At 53.8% G+C, this 17,280-nt stretch carries 13 protein-coding genes; 6 read left to right on the top strand and 7 right to left on the bottom strand.

Annotation, left to right across the window (positions count from 1 at the left end; all coding sequences use genetic code 11):
• Nucleotides 1–4: 4 nt before the first annotated feature.
• Nucleotides 5–382 (bottom strand): carboxymuconolactone decarboxylase family protein, encoded by a 378-nt coding sequence (locus WHR59_RS22800; RefSeq protein WP_075145390.1) that lies wholly within the window; start codon nt 380–382, stop codon nt 5–7.
• 89 nt (nt 383–471) lie between these two features.
• On the opposite strand from WHR59_RS22800, the gene WHR59_RS22795 reads away from it, so the two are divergent.
• The 3 genes from WHR59_RS22795 (at nt 472) to katG (ending at nt 4,773) form a co-directional block, all read left to right on the top strand.
• Nucleotides 472–1,380 carry a LysR family transcriptional regulator gene (locus tag WHR59_RS22795; protein ID WP_199995155.1) on the top strand — a complete coding sequence of 303 codons (909 nt, stop codon included), beginning with the start codon at nt 472–474 and terminating at the stop codon, nt 1,378–1,380.
• 157 nt (nt 1,381–1,537) lie between these two features.
• Nucleotides 1,538–2,425 (top strand): methylenetetrahydrofolate reductase, encoded by an 888-nt coding sequence (gene metF, locus WHR59_RS22790; RefSeq protein WP_338843479.1) that lies wholly within the window; start codon nt 1,538–1,540, stop codon nt 2,423–2,425.
• 167 nt (nt 2,426–2,592) lie between these two features.
• Nucleotides 2,593–4,773: a catalase/peroxidase HPI gene (gene katG, locus WHR59_RS22785; RefSeq protein WP_043018936.1), complete on the top strand. Its 2,181-nt coding sequence runs from the start codon at nt 2,593–2,595 to the stop codon at nt 4,771–4,773.
• 86 nt (nt 4,774–4,859) lie between these two features.
• Here katG and gldA read toward each other — a convergent pair whose 3' ends face one another.
• From gldA to argE, 6 genes are all read right to left on the bottom strand, one after another.
• Nucleotides 4,860–5,963, bottom strand: a complete 1,104-nt coding sequence (gene gldA / locus WHR59_RS22780; protein ID WP_338843478.1) for a bifunctional L-1,2-propanediol dehydrogenase/glycerol dehydrogenase — start codon at nt 5,961–5,963, stop codon at nt 4,860–4,862.
• A gap of 12 nt (nt 5,964–5,975) precedes the next feature.
• Nucleotides 5,976–6,638 (bottom strand): fructose-6-phosphate aldolase, encoded by a 663-nt coding sequence (gene fsa / locus WHR59_RS22775; protein ID WP_003825157.1) that lies wholly within the window; start codon nt 6,636–6,638, stop codon nt 5,976–5,978.
• A 249-nt stretch (nt 6,639–6,887) separates the two neighbouring features.
• Nucleotides 6,888–7,745 carry an AraC family transcriptional regulator gene (locus WHR59_RS22770; protein ID WP_338843477.1) on the bottom strand — a complete coding sequence of 286 codons (858 nt, stop codon included), beginning with the start codon at nt 7,743–7,745 and terminating at the stop codon, nt 6,888–6,890.
• Between the two features lie 85 nt (nt 7,746–7,830).
• Complete coding sequence (locus WHR59_RS22765; protein WP_075145386.1) at nt 7,831–9,564, bottom strand: phosphoethanolamine transferase CptA; 1,734 nt, start codon at nt 9,562–9,564, stop codon at nt 7,831–7,833.
• A gap of 209 nt (nt 9,565–9,773) precedes the next feature.
• Nucleotides 9,774–12,425 (bottom strand): phosphoenolpyruvate carboxylase, encoded by a 2,652-nt coding sequence (ppc, locus tag WHR59_RS22760; RefSeq protein WP_043018945.1) that lies wholly within the window; start codon nt 12,423–12,425, stop codon nt 9,774–9,776.
• A gap of 277 nt (nt 12,426–12,702) precedes the next feature.
• On the bottom strand, nt 12,703–13,854 hold the full coding sequence (gene argE, locus WHR59_RS22755; RefSeq protein ID WP_087052909.1) for an acetylornithine deacetylase: 1,152 nt from the start codon (nt 13,852–13,854) through the stop codon (nt 12,703–12,705).
• A gap of 155 nt (nt 13,855–14,009) precedes the next feature.
• Between argE and argC the strand changes: the two genes are divergently transcribed.
• From argC to argH, 3 genes are all read left to right on the top strand, one after another.
• On the top strand, nt 14,010–15,014 hold the full coding sequence (gene argC, locus WHR59_RS22750) for an N-acetyl-gamma-glutamyl-phosphate reductase (RefSeq protein ID WP_043018947.1): 1,005 nt from the start codon (nt 14,010–14,012) through the stop codon (nt 15,012–15,014).
• A gap of 10 nt (nt 15,015–15,024) precedes the next feature.
• Nucleotides 15,025–15,798, top strand: coding sequence for an acetylglutamate kinase (gene argB / locus WHR59_RS22745; RefSeq protein ID WP_087052911.1), 774 nt, complete (start codon nt 15,025–15,027; stop codon nt 15,796–15,798).
• A 108-nt stretch (nt 15,799–15,906) separates the two neighbouring features.
• Complete coding sequence (argH, locus tag WHR59_RS22740) at nt 15,907–17,280, top strand: argininosuccinate lyase (RefSeq protein ID WP_100193821.1); 1,374 nt, start codon at nt 15,907–15,909, stop codon at nt 17,278–17,280.

Below are 17,280 nucleotides of genomic sequence, written 5' to 3'. Positions count from 1 at the left end.
TGTTTTAACCTCTGTAGGAGGCAAACACCTCTTTTGCAGCGAACAAACCGTTGAGTGCCGCAGGGAAGCCAGCATAGACGGCCATCTGCATTATCACTTCAACGATCTCATCCTGCGTTAAACCCACGTGTAATGCGGCGCCAATATGCACTTTCAACTGCGGTGCAGCGTTGCCCAGAGCCGTTAATGCCGCGACGGTAGCGATTTCTCTACTGCGTAAATCCAGCCCCGGCCTTGAATAGATGTCGCCAAAAGGAAATTCAATCAGGTACTGGGCGAAGTCTGGCGCAATATCCTGCAGACTTTCGACGACCGCATCGCCCCCTTTACCATCCACTTTTTGCAACATTTCCTGACCGGTAATAAAGCGTTCTGAAGGCATCATTTCTTCCTCTTTCGTGTGGTCTGTGGCGTGAGGATAGAGCGTGCGGAATGATTGGGATAATACCGTTTCCGTGATACCTTTTCGGTATGACAACATCGTCTTTGCACTCTCTGGATATTCGCCTGCTGCGTTACTTTTCCGTAGTAGCGGAAGAGAACAATATGAGCCGGGCGGCGCAGCGCTTGTTTATGTCGCAGCCGCCGCTGAGTCGCCACATTCGCCAGCTTGAAGAACGCCTGGGGGTGACGCTTTTTGTCCGTCATACCCGGGGGCTTACGCTGACGGAGGACGGGCAACGCGTACTTGAAATCGTACGCCCGCTATTGGCGCTACAGGATAAAACCTGGGCGACGCTGAGTCAGTTAGCGAAAACGGGGGAGCAATCTCTGCGCTTAGGACTAAGTACGGCGTTTGAGCAGGGCGTTTTTGCGGCGCTTGAGTCGCAGCTTAATATGCGCGTACAGAAGCTACATATTGTCCGGCATAGTTCGCCGGAACTGGCCCGCCAGGTGCGGCGGGGAAAACTGGATGCCGCGCTGGTGGCACTACCGCTTGAAACTTCGGGGCTTAGCGTCACGCCGCTTGGCTGGCAAGAATCGATGATCGCCGCTTTACCCGCGCTCTGGCCAGAGGCGGCGCTGTCGTCACTCTCATTAACCGCGCTGAGCCACCGACCGCTGTTCTGGTTCAAACGTGAACGTAACCCTGCCTTCTTTGATTACACCCGACACATTTTTCGTCGTGCGGGTTACTCACCTGCCTGTATTGAAGAGCCACTTGAACATGACGTATTGCTGGCGCGGATCGCGCAGGGTGACGGCCTGAGCCTGATTCCAGCCTCCTTTTGCGCGATCCAGCGTCAGGGTGTGATCTTCCTTCCGCTTACCGATACAGAATTGCGGATTAGCATGGGGTTGCTGATGCTGCCTGAGAACGTAACAAAATTAGGATGGCTGCAGACGGTCGTGACGCAATCCCTCATCATTTCAGGCTGATGTGAATTTTTTTCACATTGGCTGAGTATTCCTCACCTTTAACGATGATTTTTGTGTTGACGCCAGCGTGCTTTTCCGTCATTTTTACATCTAGACGTCTAAACGTATAGCAGTTCACAACACAACATATAACGACAAAAGATTGATGAGGTAAGGTATGAGCTTTTTTCACGCCAACCAGCGGGAAGCCCTGAATCAGAGCCTGGCGGAAGTACAGGGTCAGATTAACGTTTCGTTTGAGTTTTTCCCGCCGCGCACCAGTGAAATGGAGCAAACCCTGTGGAACTCCATCGATCGCCTGAGCAGCCTGAAGCCGAAGTTTGTTTCAGTCACTTACGGTGCAAACTCTGGTGAACGCGATCGTACGCACAGCATTATTAAAGGTATTAAGGATCGCACGGGTCTTGAAGCGGCCCCGCACCTGACCTGTATTGATGCGACCCGCGATGAGCTGCGCACCATTGCTCAGGACTACTGGAATAACGGTATTCGTCATATTGTTGCCCTGCGCGGTGACCTGCCGCTTGGAAGCGGTAAACCAGATATGTATGCCTCTGACCTGGTGACTTTGCTGAAAGAGGTTGCGGACTTTGATATCTCCGTTGCGGCTTACCCGGAAGTGCACCCGGAAGCGAAGAGCGCTCAGGCCGATCTGCTGAACCTGAAGCGTAAGGTTGATGCCGGTGCGAACCGCGCGATCACCCAATTTTTCTTCGATGTAGAAAGCTATCTGCGTTTTCGCGATCGCTGCGTGTCTGCGGGAATCGATGTGGAAATTATTCCGGGTATCCTGCCGGTATCTAACTTTAAACAGGCGAAAAAATTTGCCGACATGACCAACGTCCGCATTCCGGCGTGGATGTCGACCATGTTTGATGGCCTTGATGACGATGCGGAAACCCGCAAGCTGGTGGGGGCAAACATCGCCATGGACATGGTGAAAATTCTCAGTCGCGAAGGGGTGAAAGATTTTCATTTCTATACCCTTAATCGCGCTGAAATGAGCTACGCAATTTGTCACACGCTGGGAGTAAGACCAGCATAATCAGTACGTCAGCCCTCTTCGGAGGGTTTTTTGTTGATCACTTTGATCTACATCTCTGTAACTTTAAATATAAAAGGAATTAGCTATCGAATCTGTGGGTTTTTTCGACTATATCTTATCTCTGGTGGTGTATATCGTAGTCAGAACACTGTAAAGGGAGCATATAGATGAGCATGTCCGACGATAGCCAGAACGCATCAACTGCCGGTAAGTGTCCTTTCCATCAGGGCGGGCCGGATCACAGCGCGGGTGCAGGAAGAAATAACCGCGACTGGTGGCCTAATCAACTCCGCGTTGATCTTTTAAACCAACATTCCAATCGTTCGAACCCGCTGGGTGAGGACTTCGACTACCGCAAAGAATTTAGCAAACTTGATTACTCTGCCCTGAAAGGGGATCTCAGAGCCCTTCTGTCCGAATCTCAACCGTGGTGGCCTGCTGACTGGGGTTCTTATGCCGGTTTGTTTATCCGCATGGCATGGCATGGTGCTGGGACCTATCGCTCCATCGATGGACGCGGTGGCGCGGGTCGCGGACAGCAGCGTTTTGCACCACTGAACTCCTGGCCAGACAACGTCAGCCTGGATAAAGCGCGTCGTCTGCTGTGGCCAATCAAGCAGAAATATGGTCAGAAAATTTCCTGGGCCGACCTGTTTATCCTCGCGGGTAACGTGGCGCTGGAAAACTCAGGCTTTCGCACCTTCGGCTTTGGCGCCGGTCGTGAAGATGTCTGGGAACCGGACCTCGATGTAAACTGGGGTGATGAAAAAGCCTGGCTGACCCACCGTCATCCGGAAGAGCTGGCAAAAGCGCCGCTGGGCGCAACAGAAATGGGCCTTATCTATGTGAACCCGGAAGGGCCGGACCATAGCGGCGAACCGCTTTCTGCGGCAGCGGCTATTCGCGCGACCTTCGGTAACATGGGGATGAACGACGAAGAAACCGTGGCGCTGATTGGCGGCGGCCATACGTTGGGCAAAACCCACGGCGCAGCACCGGCATCGCACGTTGGGGCCGACCCAGAATCCGCGCCGATTGAAGCGCAGGGCCTGGGCTGGGCCAGCAGCTATGGTAGCGGCGCGGGCGCAGACGCAATTACTTCCGGTCTGGAGGTTGTGTGGACGCAGACGCCTACCCAATGGAGCAACTATTTCTTCGAGAACCTGTTCAAATACGAGTGGGTGCAAACTCGCAGCCCAGCAGGTGCGATTCAGTTTGAAGCGGTTGACGCGCCAGAAATTATTCCCGATCCGTTTGATCCGTCGAAAAAACGTAAGCCGACAATGTTGGTTACCGACCTGACGCTGCGTTTCGATCCTGAGTTCGAAAAGATCTCCCGACGTTTCCTGAACGATCCGCAGGCGTTTAACGAAGCGTTTGCCCGTGCGTGGTTTAAACTGACGCACCGTGATATGGGGCCAAAAGCGCGTTACATCGGACCGGAAGTGCCAAAAGAAGATCTGATTTGGCAAGACCCGCTGCCGCATGCGTTCTTCAACCCAAGTGAAGAAGATATCCTGAAATTGAAGGCGACCATCGCTGCTTCCGGGTTGTCCGTGGGCGAACTGGTATCGGTGGCGTGGGCTTCGGCATCGACTTTCCGCGGTGGGGATAAACGTGGCGGCGCTAACGGCGCACGTCTGGCGCTGGATCCACAGCGCGGCTGGGATGTGAATGCCACCGCGGCACGCGTTCTGCCTGTGCTGGAAGGTATTTATAAGTCTGCCCATACCGCTTCGTTAGCCGATATTATCGTGCTGGCCGGGGTTGTTGGTATAGAGCAAGCGGCTAGCGCTGCCGGTGTCAGCATCAAGGTACCTTTTGCGCCGGGCCGCGTGGATGCGCGTCAGGATCAAACGGATATTGAGATGTTCGAACTGCTCGAGCCGATTGCCGATGGTTTCCGTAACTACCGCGCTCGTCCTGACGTGTCGACCACCGAGTCGCTGCTGATCGATAAAGCGCAGCAACTGACGCTAACCGCACCGGAAATGACCGTGCTGGTGGGTGGTATGCGCGTACTGGGCACCAACTTCGATGGCAGCCAGCACGGTGTCTTTACCGATCGTCCAGGCGTACTCAGCACTGACTTCTTCGTCAATTTGCTGGATATGCGTCATGAGTGGAAGGCGGTTGATGAGTCACAAGAGCTGTTTGAAGGTCGTGACCGTCTGAGCGGTGAAGTAAAATACACCGCAACCCGCGCCGATCTGGTGTTTGGTTCTAACTCTGTACTGCGCGCAGTGGCTGAAGTTTATGCCTGCAGCGATGCCCACGAGAAGTTCGTGAGAGATTTCGTTGCCGCATGGGTAAAAGTGATGAACCTGGATCGTTTCGACCTGCTGTAACAGACGATGCCGGATGTCGCTTGCGCGGGTCCGGTATGGCATGAATAAAAAAATCCCCGCATTTGCGGGGATTTTCTATTTGCAGCTTATTCCCACTCTTGCAGGTAACGTTGACCGTACTGATCAGCCACCAGCAGGGCGGCATACACCTGGTACGGGGTTGCGCCGCCAGGCATGTTGTGGATGGTTTCGCCCTCAGCACAGGCCGCCTCTGCCACAATGCGCATTTTCGCCGGGATATCCTGTTTGATGTCCAGTTGCGCCAGCGTAATTGGCAGTCCAACGGAATGACACAGCGCCGCCACGGTTTCAATTTCATCGACCGGCGCGTTTTCCAGCACCAGCTGCGTCAGCGTACCGAAAGCCACTTTCTCGCCGTGATAGTAGTGATGCGCATCCGGGATCGCCGTCAGGCCGTTATGAATGGCGTGAGCCGCTGCCAGACCACCGCTTTCGAAACCGACACCACTCAGATAGGTATTGGCTTCAATAACGCGCTCCAGCGCAGGCGTTACCACGTGCTGCTCGGCTGCCAGCATCGCTTTTTCACCTTCTTCGATCAGCGTATTAAAGCACAGTTCAGCCAGCGCCAGCGCCGCCTGGGTACACTGGCCGCCAGCCATGGTGGTTGCGCCGCTGCGTGAACAGGCACGCGCTTCGAACCAGGTCGCCAGCGCATCGCCAATACCTGCGGCTAACAGACGCGCCGGTGCGCCTGCGACAATTTTGGTATCAACAATCACCCTGTCCGGGTTGTTCGGCAGCAGCAGATAGCGATCGAATTCACCCGCATCGGTGTAAATGACGGACAGCGCGCTGCATGGCGCATCGGTGGAGGCAATAGTTGGCGCAATGGCGACAGGCACGCCCATAAAGTGCGCCAGCGCTTTGGCGGTATCCAGCGTTTTACCGCCGCCAATACCAAGTACGGCGCCACACTGCGCTTTCTCCGCCACGCCGCGCAGACGATCGATCTCGTTTTGTGAACATTCGCCGCCAAACGGTGCAATTTCCAGCGCCAGTCCGGCATCCTGGAAGCTTTTTTCCAGCGCGCCCTGGGCAAAGCCTAAGACAAACTTGTCCCCAACGACCAGCCAGCGCTCTGCCAGTGGTTTGAGGTAGCTGCCAAGACGGGTAATAACATCAGCACCCTGGATGTACTTACCAGGTGATTGAATAATGCGATCCATACTTTATTTCCCTCACAGGTTGATGTGACCAAATGCGTTGTTCCAGTCCTGCTCAAACTTCTCTATTGCTGACTCTACCGCAGGAGTATTGAGCATTTGTTGCGCTACATCTAATGGCAGGGTGATTGCTTCGCATCCTGCCAGTAAGCAATCCAGCGCCTGACGCGGGGTTTTAAAGCTGGCGGCCAGTACCATGCTGTTTGGCGCATGCAGTTCCAGTAACGTTTGCAGCTCTTGTACCGTGCGAATTCCGTCGCCGCCCTGTGCGTCAATACGGTTAACGTAAGGTGCGATATATTTAGCCCCCGCCAACGCAGCCAGCAGCCCCTGAGAAGCACTGTATACGGCGGTTCCCAGCGTGGTGATACCCTCTTTTTTCAGCATTTTGATCGCGGCCAGACCTTCGGAGGTCACCGGGATTTTTACCACCAGTCCAGGGACCGCGTTGCTCAGCCGTTTGGCTTCCTCTACCATGCCCTGCGCGTCGCGGCTCATGGTTTGGGCAAACAGAATGCCCTCTTCGCCAATGGCGTTTTGCAGGCGCGGCAGCACATCCCAGATGGATTCTTTGCTTGCCGCCACAATGCTTGGGTTGGTGGTGACCCCCGCAATAGGGAAGATGCGTGCCAGACGTTCGACTTCCGCGACGTTGGCGGTATCTAGGTACAGTTCCATACAAAAACACCCTCTTAATTTTCTGTTAGCAGCCCGTTGCCGGGATGCTTTGCTGTGCACAGGATAAGAGTGTTTGGTCACGCTTCGCTATCTGACAAATCTGCCAAAAGCTGGATAAATGTAATGTGTCTCTCAAAGTGAGAGTTACTTCACATATCAGTTTCAGGTGAGATTATTCTGGTAGGGAGGTTAATGGATTTCTTTTTTGATATTACAAAAATCCAGTGAATGTTATTTTTGTCTTCTTTATTACCGGCGGAAATCTTTATCCGTCAACTGGCTATGATATTGCCGACGATATTCTGACGGCGAGCGTTCGGTATTTTTACGAAACAGGCGGCAGAAGTAGTTGCTGTCAACAAACCCGCAGGTGTGCGCCACTTCTTTAATCTTCAGCTCATAACCTTTCAGTAACGTCTTCGCGTGTTCCAGACGTGTGTGGTTCAGGTATTCGTTAAACCCGATGGCGCCCGTTTTTTGAAACAGATGGGAGAGGTAATTGGGAGAAATGTAAAACGCCTGCGCGACGGACTCTCGGGTGAGCGGCGAAGCGTAGCGTTCATCAATATAGTCGCGAATGGCTTCGAACAGCGCCTGACTGCGTGACGCGGTCTGGATCTGGCTGCCGAGCAGATCGCGGCAGTGGCTGAGTAAACTCGCGACGATTAACCTGGCGGTTTGCTGCTCCTGTGGTTGCATCTGCATTTCATTGAGCGTTTGCAGCAGGAAAGAGCCAATGCGTGGCCCACGCCGCGCGACGTGCTGGCGGGTAACATTTTGATATTGCTTACCGTCCCACTGGACGATGCTGAAACCCAACTGCTGTTTACCGAACAGGATGCTGAGTGTGGTCACCGGTGTGCACCACTGGGGAAAGTTCCAGCCGCCAGCCGGAACGAACAGCGCATCGCAAGGCAGTAACGTCGCGGGTGCGCCTGCAACGCCGTTATCGGTGAACTCACCTTCCAGCACAATCTCCAGCCGGGGGAAATCGACCTGATACGCCAGTTCCGGCGTTGAGCTACTGGTGCTGGCAAAATACACCTGGCGCAGCGGCGTGGGGCCGTTAATCAGGCGGGAGAGAAGATAACTGACGTCGTGATACATGTTAATCCCTTGCAGGCAGCAGACAGGGAGAACAGTAACCGCCATCATAAAAAAAGGCCACTCTTAAAGAGTGGCCGGTGTGGGATTACTGATTACCGATTTGATCGCCGTAAGGCAGAGTATCGTAATCAATCAGGCCGTTCTTTTTATACGGGTTGCCAATCCAGCGGGTCGTCTCTTTGAACTGCGGGTTAGTAATGGCGCGAGTTGGATCGAAACCATCGTAGGTGAATCCCGCCAAATCAGACCAGGTGTGGATAAGCTCAGAGCTGCTGTACTTACGATCCACATCCTGTGAGAAGTCGCGGGGGTGTGCGGCCTGCCATTTTTCAGAGGTCCACAGCAGGAACGGCACCGTATACATATGGCGCGTCGGGTTGTCTTCATTACGACCCTGCGTTTTATGCGGAGGCGTATCGTATACCTCTTCCCCGTGATCGGAGAAGTACAGCAGGAAGCCGTTCGGATCGGTCGCTTTATAGTCTTTGATCAGACTGGCGATAATATGGTCATTGTAGGCATTTGCGCTGTCGTAATCGTTGTAAGCTTCCAGCTCATCGTTACTCAGGCCAGCGGGAACATTGTCGATATTATTATCGAATTTACCCTGGCCATCCGGATAGCGGAATTTGTACTTAATATGCGTTCCCAGCAGGTGCACGATGATGAACTTTTTCGGTGCCGGGTCAGCCAGTACTTCTTTAAATGGCGCCAGCACGTTGCTGTCATATTCGCGCGCGCTTTGCGTACGCTGCTGGTTCATATAGAACTGCTTATCCGTCTGCTTCGAGAACACGGTCAACATGGTGTTGCGGGCAGTCATCGTCTGCTGGTTGGTTATCCAGAAGGTTTTATAGCCGGCCTGTTTCATCATGTTCATCAGGGAAGGCTGGGTCAGATACAGATCCGGATTCTTCTCGTTGGCGAAAGTCAGCGCCTGCTGCAGGATTTCAATGGTGTACGGACGTGAGGTCACGACATTATTGAACACGGTGAAGTTAGGATCGGATTTATGCAACGCATCCAGTTCTGGCGTCGTTTCGCGCGGGTAACCATACAGGCTCATGCGACCACGCTGCGTTGACTCGCCAATCACCAGCACCAGCGTACGTGGAGCATCGCCGGAGTTATCTTTGAAGTTGGCCAGCGGCGGCAGGGCATTGTTCTCATTCAGCAGGCTATTCAACGAGGTCAACTGCTGACGATATTGATAATAACCAGAGATGATCTGCCACGGGGCCGCAGGCTCCATACGTGAGGCGAGACCATCTAACGTTTTTTCAAACGGTTTATGTTTGATGAACGTATTAACCGCCATTGGGTGCAGAATCAAACCGTATAACAGCGCGAAAGACACCAGATAACGCCAGGGCGATGGAATATGCACAGGGCGCAAACGCGTCCACAGCAGAATAGCCACAGCCGTATAGGCCAGAGCGATAAGGACAATTTTCAGGCTGAAATATTGGCTCAGATATTCGCTGGCTTCGTTCGCATTGGTTTCAAACATTACGTACAGAACGCTTTGCGAAAACTCTTGTCCGTAAATGACGTAATAGCTCAGAGCCGCCAGCGAGGCCGCCCATAGCATGACGCCAATAATGGCAGCGATCGCGCGGATACGGTTTGGAAATAAGAATACCGGGATCAACCACAGCGAACTGAATAGTAACGAGTCGCGTAACCCATTAGTTCCGCTATAACCGGTTAAACAAATAATGACCTGGAGTAAACTGGAAAAAAACCAAAAATAGAGGAGCGCCCAACCCAGGGCTTTCCAGCTAAATTTAGGTTTAGACTGGAGTTGTAAGGATTGCATAATGTGAGCCTGTCTTTAATCGTAGCGCCAAGAATAGCGACTAAACATTAAGAGGAACTGAAGCATCACGATCTCAGGATCGTGTTTTGCTGTTGATACATTCGTATAGTGAATATATTCAGGCGGGAATATATTGAAAAAGAAGCGGTTATGACAGCAGTTTTTGCCGTCGCCTTCATACAATAGCACGAAGGCGACGGGAGGGGACGTTAGCCTGTATTACGCATGCCGGCTGCGACACCAGCGATAGTCACCATCAACGCTTGTTCAACGCGCGGGTCCGGTGCATTGCCTTGCTCTTCCGCCTGGCGTGAGCGGTGTAACAGCTCTGCCTGTAAGACGTTCAGCGGGTCAGTATAAATATTTCTTAACTGAATTGACTCGGCAATCCACGGCAGGTCGGCCATCAAATGTGAGTCATTGGCAATTGCCAGTACGACATCGATATCGGCTTCCAGGCGTTGACGCAGCTCTTTACCCAGTGGCCACAGCTCTTTTTTGACCAGGCGTTGATCGTAGTACTCTGCCAGCCACAGGTCTGCTTTGGCGAAAACCATTTCCAGCATGCCAAGACGCGTGGAGAAGAATGGCCAGTCGCGACACATGGCTTCGAGTTCGCTTTGCTTGCCGTCTTCAACCACTTTTTGCAGCGCGGTACCTGCGCCCAGCCAGGCCGGGAGCATCAGGCGGTTCTGCGTCCAGGCGAAGATCCACGGAATAGCGCGCAGAGACTCTACCCCGCCGGTTGGACGGCGTTTTGCCGGACGTGAACCGAGCGGCAGTTTACCCAGTTCCTGCTCCGGCGTCGCGGAACGGAAGTAAGGAACGAAGTCTTTGTTTTCACGCACATATCCGCGATAGAGCTCGCAGGAAATATCGGAAAGCTCATCCATGATATGACGCCAGTTATCCTTCGGCTCTGGCGGTGGTAACAGGTTGGCCTCCAGAATTGCTCCGGTATACAGCGACAGGCTGCTGATGGTCACTTCCGGCAGGCCGTACTTAAAGCGGATCATCTCCCCTTGTTCTGTCACGCGCAGACCGCCTTTCAGGCTGCCTGGTGGTTGAGAGAGGAGCGCCGCATGCGCAGGCGCGCCGCCGCGACCAATGGAACCGCCACGACCATGGAACAGCGTCAGTTCGATACCGGCTTTTTCGCAGGTTTTGATCAGCGCGTCCTGTGCCTGATATTGCGCCCAGGAGGCCGCCATCACGCCCGCGTCCTTTGCGGAGTCAGAGTAGCCGATCATGACCATCTGCTTGCCCTGAATAAAGCCACGATACCAGTCAATATTCAGCAGTTGGGACATGACGTCATCGGCGTTATTGAGGTCATCCAGCGTTTCAAATAACGGGGCAACCGGCATAGCAAAACCGATACCGGCTTCTTTCAGCAGCAGGTGCACGGCCAGCACATCCGATGGCGTTTTCGCCATGGAGATAACATAGGCGGCAATGGAGCCATACGGGGCTTCGGCAATGACCTGACAGGTGTCGAGCACTTCGCGGGTGTCGTTGCTCGGTTCCCAGTTACGCGGGAGCAGCGGACGCTTGGAGTTCAGCTCGCGGATCAGGAAAGCCTGTTTATCCGCTTCCGACCAGTTTTCGTAGTCGCCAATGCCCAGATAACGGGTCAGTTCGCCAAGGGCTTCAGTGTGACGGGTGCTTTCCTGACGAATATCAATACGTACCAGCGGTACGCCGAAACATTTCACGCGGCGTAGGGTATCGAGCAATTCGCCATTGGCGATAATGCCCATGCCACAGGCCTGCAGAGACTGGTAGCACGCATACAGCGGGTCCCAGAGCTGTTCGTTTTGGGTGAGAAGTCCCGCCGGTTTCGGCAATTTCTCGCCTTTAAGACGGGCTTCCAGCCAGGCCTGGGTTGCCATCAGACGAGAACGCAGGGTTTTCATCAGATAGCGGTAAGGTTCTGCTGCGCCTTCTTCGCCCACCAGCGCCAGCAGTTCCGGCGTGGCATCCACCATCGACAGTTCAGAAATCAGAAACTGGATGTCTTTCAGAAACAGGTCGGTGGCTTTCCAGCGGCTGAGCAGCAGTACGTGACGGGTGATATCCGCCGTTACGTTCGGGTTGCCATCGCGGTCACCGCCCATCCAGGAGGTAAAGCGAACCGGGACAAAATCAACCGGCAGCTTATAGCCCAGATGCTCTTCCAGCTGTTCGTTCAGCTCGCGCAGATAGTTTGGTACGCCTTCCCACAGACTATTTTCAACCACCGCGAAGCCCCATTTGGCTTCATCAACCGGGCTTGGGCGTAGCTTACGGATTTCATCCGTATGCCAGGACTGGGCAATCAACTGGCGCAGACGGCGCATCAGCTGATGACGCTCGTAATCGACGAGGTCTTTGTTATCAAGCTGTTTGAGGCAGGCGTTCACTTCACCCATTTTATGGATCAGCGTACGGCGGGTGATCTCGGTCGGATGGGCGGTAAGAACCAGCTCCAGGGAGAGAGATTCCACGGCTTTTTTGATGGTGGCTTCATCGAGGTTGGGCTGCTCTTTCAGTTTACGCAGCGTGCGGGCAATCACTTCCGGGTTGCTGGCTGCTTCGCCTTTTGGCGAAATGCTATGGTGCTGCTCGGCGGTGTTGGCCAGGTTTAGAAACTGGCTAAACGCGCGGGCAACCGGCAGCAGCTCGTCGTTAGACAGGTTTTGCAGCGTAGTAAGCAGCTCCTGGCGATTGACTTCATTGCCAGCGCGGGATGATTTGGACAGCTTACGGATTGTTTCTACGCGATCGAGAATGTTCTCGCCCAACGCATCCTTGATGGTTTCTCCCAGCACTTTGCCGAGCATACTGACATTACTACGCAACGCGGAATATTGTTCGTTCATTAACCCAGACACCCCATCTTTAATTTATGCGTCCTGTATCTTTCGCGCCTCAGCGGCGTTGGCTGTGCCACGAAATCTCTCGGACTTTGTTTGTTCGCCGTCTTTTATAAAGCCACGTAAAACTCGTGACGTCAATTGCTGCGAAATCGGTTCAGCAAACGAAAAAATGGCGGGAATTTACGTTATTTAATTCACATCGAATCAAATAAGCTTTGCTTATGGAAATGTTAATAATTCACCTCGATTACCACTAAAGGGTTAACGAGGTGATTTGTGGTTAATGCCAGCAGAAATGATGTACGACCTGGGTAATTAACTCCCGCGTCGGCTTAATAAAACGCGTTTCCAGATACTCATCCGGCTGATGTGCCTGATTAATAGAACCTGGGCCCAACACCAGCGTTGGGCAAAGCGTCTGGATAAACGGCGCTTCGGTGCAGTAGTTCACCACTTCCGTTTGCGCTCCCAGTAGCTTCTCAACCACTTGTACCAGTTGATGATCCGGCGGGCATTCATAGCCCGGAATTGGCGGATGCAGTTCCGAGACCGTCAGGCGACCCGGCCAGCGCTCGCTGACAGGGGCCAGCGCATCGTTAAGTAAGCCATTGAGATCGTTGAGCGTCATGCCGGGCAATGGGCGAATATCCATATGCAGTTCGCAGCAGGCGCAGATTCGGTTGGCGGCGTCGCCACCGTGGATGTGACCCAAATTCAGCGTCGGGTACGGGACGGTAAAGGCGTCATGGCGATAGCGCTCTTTCAGGTCATCGCGCAGAGTCATGATATGGCCGATGGCATCATGCATCAGTTCAATCGCATTAACACCACGCGCGGGATCGCTTGAGTGACCCGATTGTCCCAAAATGCGAATCGCATTAGAAATATGACCCTTGTGCGCGCGGACCGGTTGCAGGGAAGTGGGTTCGCCAATGATCGCGCAGTCCGGGCGCAGAGCGGTGGTTTCAGAGAAATAACGTGCTCCCGCCATGCTGGTCTCTTCGTCGGCAGTGGCTAGAATGTACAGGGGCTTTTTCAGCTTCGTGACGTCGACATCACGCAATGCGTCGAGGATAAACGCGAAGAAGCCCTTCATATCTGCCGTACCCAGACCGTAGAGCTTATTGTCATGCTCGGTCAGGGTGAACGGATCGCGCGTCCAGCGTCCGTCGTCAAAGGGGACGGTATCGGTATGGCCCGCCAACAGCAGACCGCCAGCGCCTTGTCCAATGCTCGCCAGCATATTGAATTTATTTCGCGTGTCGGGAACCGGCTGGACCTCCACATTGAAGCCTAAATCTTTAAACCAGCCCGCCAACAGAGTGATTAAACCTGCATTGCTTTGATCGAGCGCTTCTTCGGTAGCGCTTATCGATGGCGTGGCAATCAGAGCGCGGTAAATCTCGATAAATGGCGGTAAATTGTTTTTCATTGTTGACACACCTCGGGTCATGATAGTATCAATATTCATGCAGTATTTGTGAATAAAAATACATTAACGTTAAGCGTAATAAAACCCACCAAGTGTAAGGTGAGGTGATAAAGGCTTATACCTGGCAACAGAATCTAAGAAGGTGAGCAGCCCCGATGTTGAATACGCTGATTGTGGGCGCCAGTGGCTATGCCGGCGCAGAGCTTGTGACCTATGTAAATCGCCATCCTGATATGAACATAACCGCTTTGACCGTCTCAGCGCAAAGCAATGATGCAGGAAAATTAATCTCCGATTTGCATCCGCAGTTGAAAGGTATTGTCGATTTACCGTTGCAGCCGATGTCAGATATCAGCGAGTTTAGCCCAGGGGTGGACGTTGTGTTCCTCGCAACGGCTCATGAGGTGAGTCATGACCTGGCCCCGCAGTTTTTGCAGGCCGGTTGCGTCGTGTTTGACCTCTCAGGCGCATTTCGTGTAAACGACGGCGCGTTTTATGAAAAATATTATGGCTTTACCCATCAGCATCCCGACCTGCTGGAGCAGGCAGTTTACGGGTTGGCGGAATGGAACGAAGACCAACTGAAAGAAGCTAATCTGATTGCCGTGCCGGGTTGTTATCCGACCGCGGCGCAGCTGTCGCTGAAACCACTGATTGATGCCGGGCTGCTGGATCTCAGCCAGTGGCCGGTGATTAACGCCACCAGCGGCGTGAGCGGTGCGGGCCGTAAAGCGGCTATCTCTAACAGTTTTTGTGAGGTGAGCCTGCAGCCGTATGGCGTGTTTACCCATCGTCATCAGCCGGAAATCGCCACTCATCTTGGCGCGGAGGTGATCTTCACTCCGCATCTGGGCAACTTCCCGCGCGGAATTCTGGAAACCATTACCTGCCGTTTGCAAGCGGGCGTAACCCATGCGCAGGTGGCCCAGACGTTGCAGCAGGCGTATGGTGATAAGCCACTGGTGCGTTTATATGACAACGGCGTTCCGGCGCTGAAGAATGTGGTTGGCTTACCATTCTGTGATATTGGGTTTGCCGTGCAGGGTGAGCACCTGATCGTGGTGGCGACGGAAGACAACTTATTGAAAGGCGCGGCGGCACAGGCGATGCAGTGCGCAAATATTCGTTTTGGCTTTGCCCAAACGCAGTCTCTTATTTAAGGGTGCAACAATGAATCCATTAATTATCAAGCTGGGCGGCGTTTTACTGGATAGCGAAGAGGCGCTGGAGCGTCTGTTTACCGCACTGGTGAATTATCGTGAGTCGCACCAGCGTCCGCTGGTCATTGTGCACGGCGGCGGCTGCGTGGTCGACGAGCTGATGAAACAGCTGAATCTGCCGGTGAAAAAGAAAAATGGTCTGCGCGTCACGCCTGCCGATCAAATTGATATTATTACCGGCGCCCTGGCGGGAACAGCGAATAAAACCTTACTGGCCTGGGCAAAAAAGCATCAGATTGCATCCGTGGGTCTGTTTCTTGGCGATGGCGACAGCGTAAAAGTGACGCCGCTCGATAAAGAGCTCGGTCATGTTGGACTGGCGCAGCCGGGTTCGCCTAAGCTGATTAACACGCTGCTGGAAAACGGTTTTTTACCGGTAGTGAGCTCCATTGGCGTTACGGAAGACGGACTGCTTATGAACGTTAATGCCGATCAGGCGGCAACGGCGCTGGCGGCTACGCTGGGGGCGGATCTGATCCTGCTCTCTGACGTAAGCGGCATTCTGGATGGCAAAGGCCAGCGTATTGCCGAAATGACCGCCGTGAAAGCGGAACAGCTGATTGAACAAGGTATTATTACCGATGGCATGATCGTGAAGGTCAATGCGGCGCTGGATGCCGCGCGTACGCTGGGCCGTCCGGTGGATATCGCCTCCTGGCGCCATGCCGAGCAACTCCCGGCGTTGTTTAACGGTACGCCGATCGGTACGCGTATTCTGGCTTAACTATTAATGTGCCGGATGGCGGCTTCGCCTTATCCGGCCTGGATGGGTTTTGTAGGCCCGGTAAGCGCAGCGCCACCGGGCAAAAATATCATATTAAGGAAATTCGTTATGGCACTTTGGGGTGGGCGTTTTACACAGGCAGCAGATCAGCGGTTCAAACAGTTCAACGACTCGTTACGTTTTGACTACCGCCTGGCTGAACAGGATATTATCGGCTCTGTGGCCTGGTCCAAAGCGTTGGTAACGGTCGGTGTACTGACTGCCGATGAACAACTGCAACTGGAAGAGGCGCTGAATAACCTGCTGGAAGAAGTGCGCCTGGATCCGCAGCGAATCCTTCAAAGCGATGCCGAAGATATTCACAGCTGGGTGGAAGGTAAGCTGATTGATAAAGTCGGCCAGCTAGGTAAAAAACTGCATACCGGTCGTAGCCGTAATGACCAGGTCGCGACCGATCTTAAACTGTGGTGTAAAGACACGGTTATTGAATTACTGTCGGCTAACCGTCAGTTGCAAAGTGCGCTGGTGGTGACGGCAGAGAATAACCAGGACGCCGTTATGCCGGGTTACACCCACCTGCAACGCGCGCAGCCGGTGACGTTTGCCCACTGGTGTCTGGCCTATGTCGAAATGCTTGCGCGTGACGAGAGCCGTCTGCAGGATGCGCTCAAGCGCCTGGACGTAAGTCCGTTAGGCTGCGGCGCGCTGGCGGGTACGGCGTATGAAATCGATCGCGAGCAGTTGGCCGGTTGGTTGGGCTTTGCCTCGGCGACGCGTAACAGTCTGGACAGCGTTTCTGACCGTGACCACGTGCTGGAGTTACTCTCCGATGCCTCTATCGGTATGGTGCATCTGTCGCGTTTTGCTGAAGATCTGATTTTCTTTAATACCGGCGAAGCGGGCTTTGTCGAACTGTCCGACCGTGTGACTTCGGGGTCATCTCTGATGCCGCAGAAGAAAAACCCGGATGCGCTGGAGTTAATCCGTGGCAAATGCGGTCGCGTACAGGGTGCGCTGACCGGCATGATGATGACCTTAAAAGGTCTCCCGCTGGCGTACAACAAAGATATGCAGGAAGACAAGGAAGGGGTGTTTGACGCGCTCGACACCTGGCTGGACTGCCTGCATATGGCCGCGCTGGTGCTGGATGGCATTCAGGTGAAACGTCCGCGTTGTCAGGAAGCGGCGCAGCAAGGCTATGCTAACGCCACTGAGCTGGCGGATTATCTGGTGGCGAAAGGTGTTCCGTTCCGCGAAGCGCATCATATCGTGGGGGAAACGGTGGTCGAGGCAATTCGTCAGGGCAAACCGCTGGAAGCGCTGTCGCTTGCCGACTTACAAAAGTTTAGCCAGGTGATTGGCGATGACGTTTACCCGATCCTCTCGTTGCAATCTTGCCTGGATAAACGTGCGGCGAAAGGTGGCGTGTCGCCGCAGCAGGTTGCGCAAGCGATCGACTACGCGAAGGCGCGTCTGGCGTAA

Source organism: Citrobacter europaeus (assembly GCF_037482245.1).
Taxonomy (GTDB): Bacteria; Pseudomonadota; Gammaproteobacteria; order Enterobacterales; family Enterobacteriaceae; genus Citrobacter; species Citrobacter europaeus.
This window is presented reverse-complemented; position numbering and strand designations above follow the sequence as displayed.

Excerpts from the sequence above, each read along its gene's own strand:
- WHR59_RS22765 (WP_075145386.1), bottom strand. The coding sequence starts at position 9,564 with ATGCAATCCTTACAACTCCAGTCTAAACCTAAATTTAGCTGGAAAGCC.
- metF (WP_338843479.1), top strand. The coding sequence starts at position 1,538 with ATGAGCTTTTTTCACGCCAACCAGCGGGAAGCCCTGAATCAGAGCCTG.
- gldA (WP_338843478.1), bottom strand. The coding sequence starts at position 5,963 with ATGGATCGCATTATTCAATCACCTGGTAAGTACATCCAGGGTGCTGAT.
- fsa (WP_003825157.1), bottom strand. The coding sequence starts at position 6,638 with ATGGAACTGTACCTAGATACCGCCAACGTCGCGGAAGTCGAACGTCTG.
- ppc (WP_043018945.1), bottom strand. The coding sequence starts at position 12,425 with ATGAACGAACAATATTCCGCGTTGCGTAGTAATGTCAGTATGCTCGGC.
- argC (WP_043018947.1), top strand. The coding sequence starts at position 14,010 with ATGTTGAATACGCTGATTGTGGGCGCCAGTGGCTATGCCGGCGCAGAG.
- katG (WP_043018936.1), top strand. The coding sequence starts at position 2,593 with ATGAGCATGTCCGACGATAGCCAGAACGCATCAACTGCCGGTAAGTGT.
- argE (WP_087052909.1), bottom strand. The coding sequence starts at position 13,854 with ATGAAAAACAATTTACCGCCATTTATCGAGATTTACCGCGCTCTGATT.
- WHR59_RS22800 (WP_075145390.1), bottom strand. The coding sequence starts at position 382 with ATGCCTTCAGAACGCTTTATTACCGGTCAGGAAATGTTGCAAAAAGTG.
- argB (WP_087052911.1), top strand. The coding sequence starts at position 15,025 with ATGAATCCATTAATTATCAAGCTGGGCGGCGTTTTACTGGATAGCGAA.
- argH (WP_100193821.1), top strand. The coding sequence starts at position 15,907 with ATGGCACTTTGGGGTGGGCGTTTTACACAGGCAGCAGATCAGCGGTTC.
- WHR59_RS22770 (WP_338843477.1), bottom strand. The coding sequence starts at position 7,745 with ATGTATCACGACGTCAGTTATCTTCTCTCCCGCCTGATTAACGGCCCC.
- WHR59_RS22795 (WP_199995155.1), top strand. The coding sequence starts at position 472 with ATGACAACATCGTCTTTGCACTCTCTGGATATTCGCCTGCTGCGTTAC.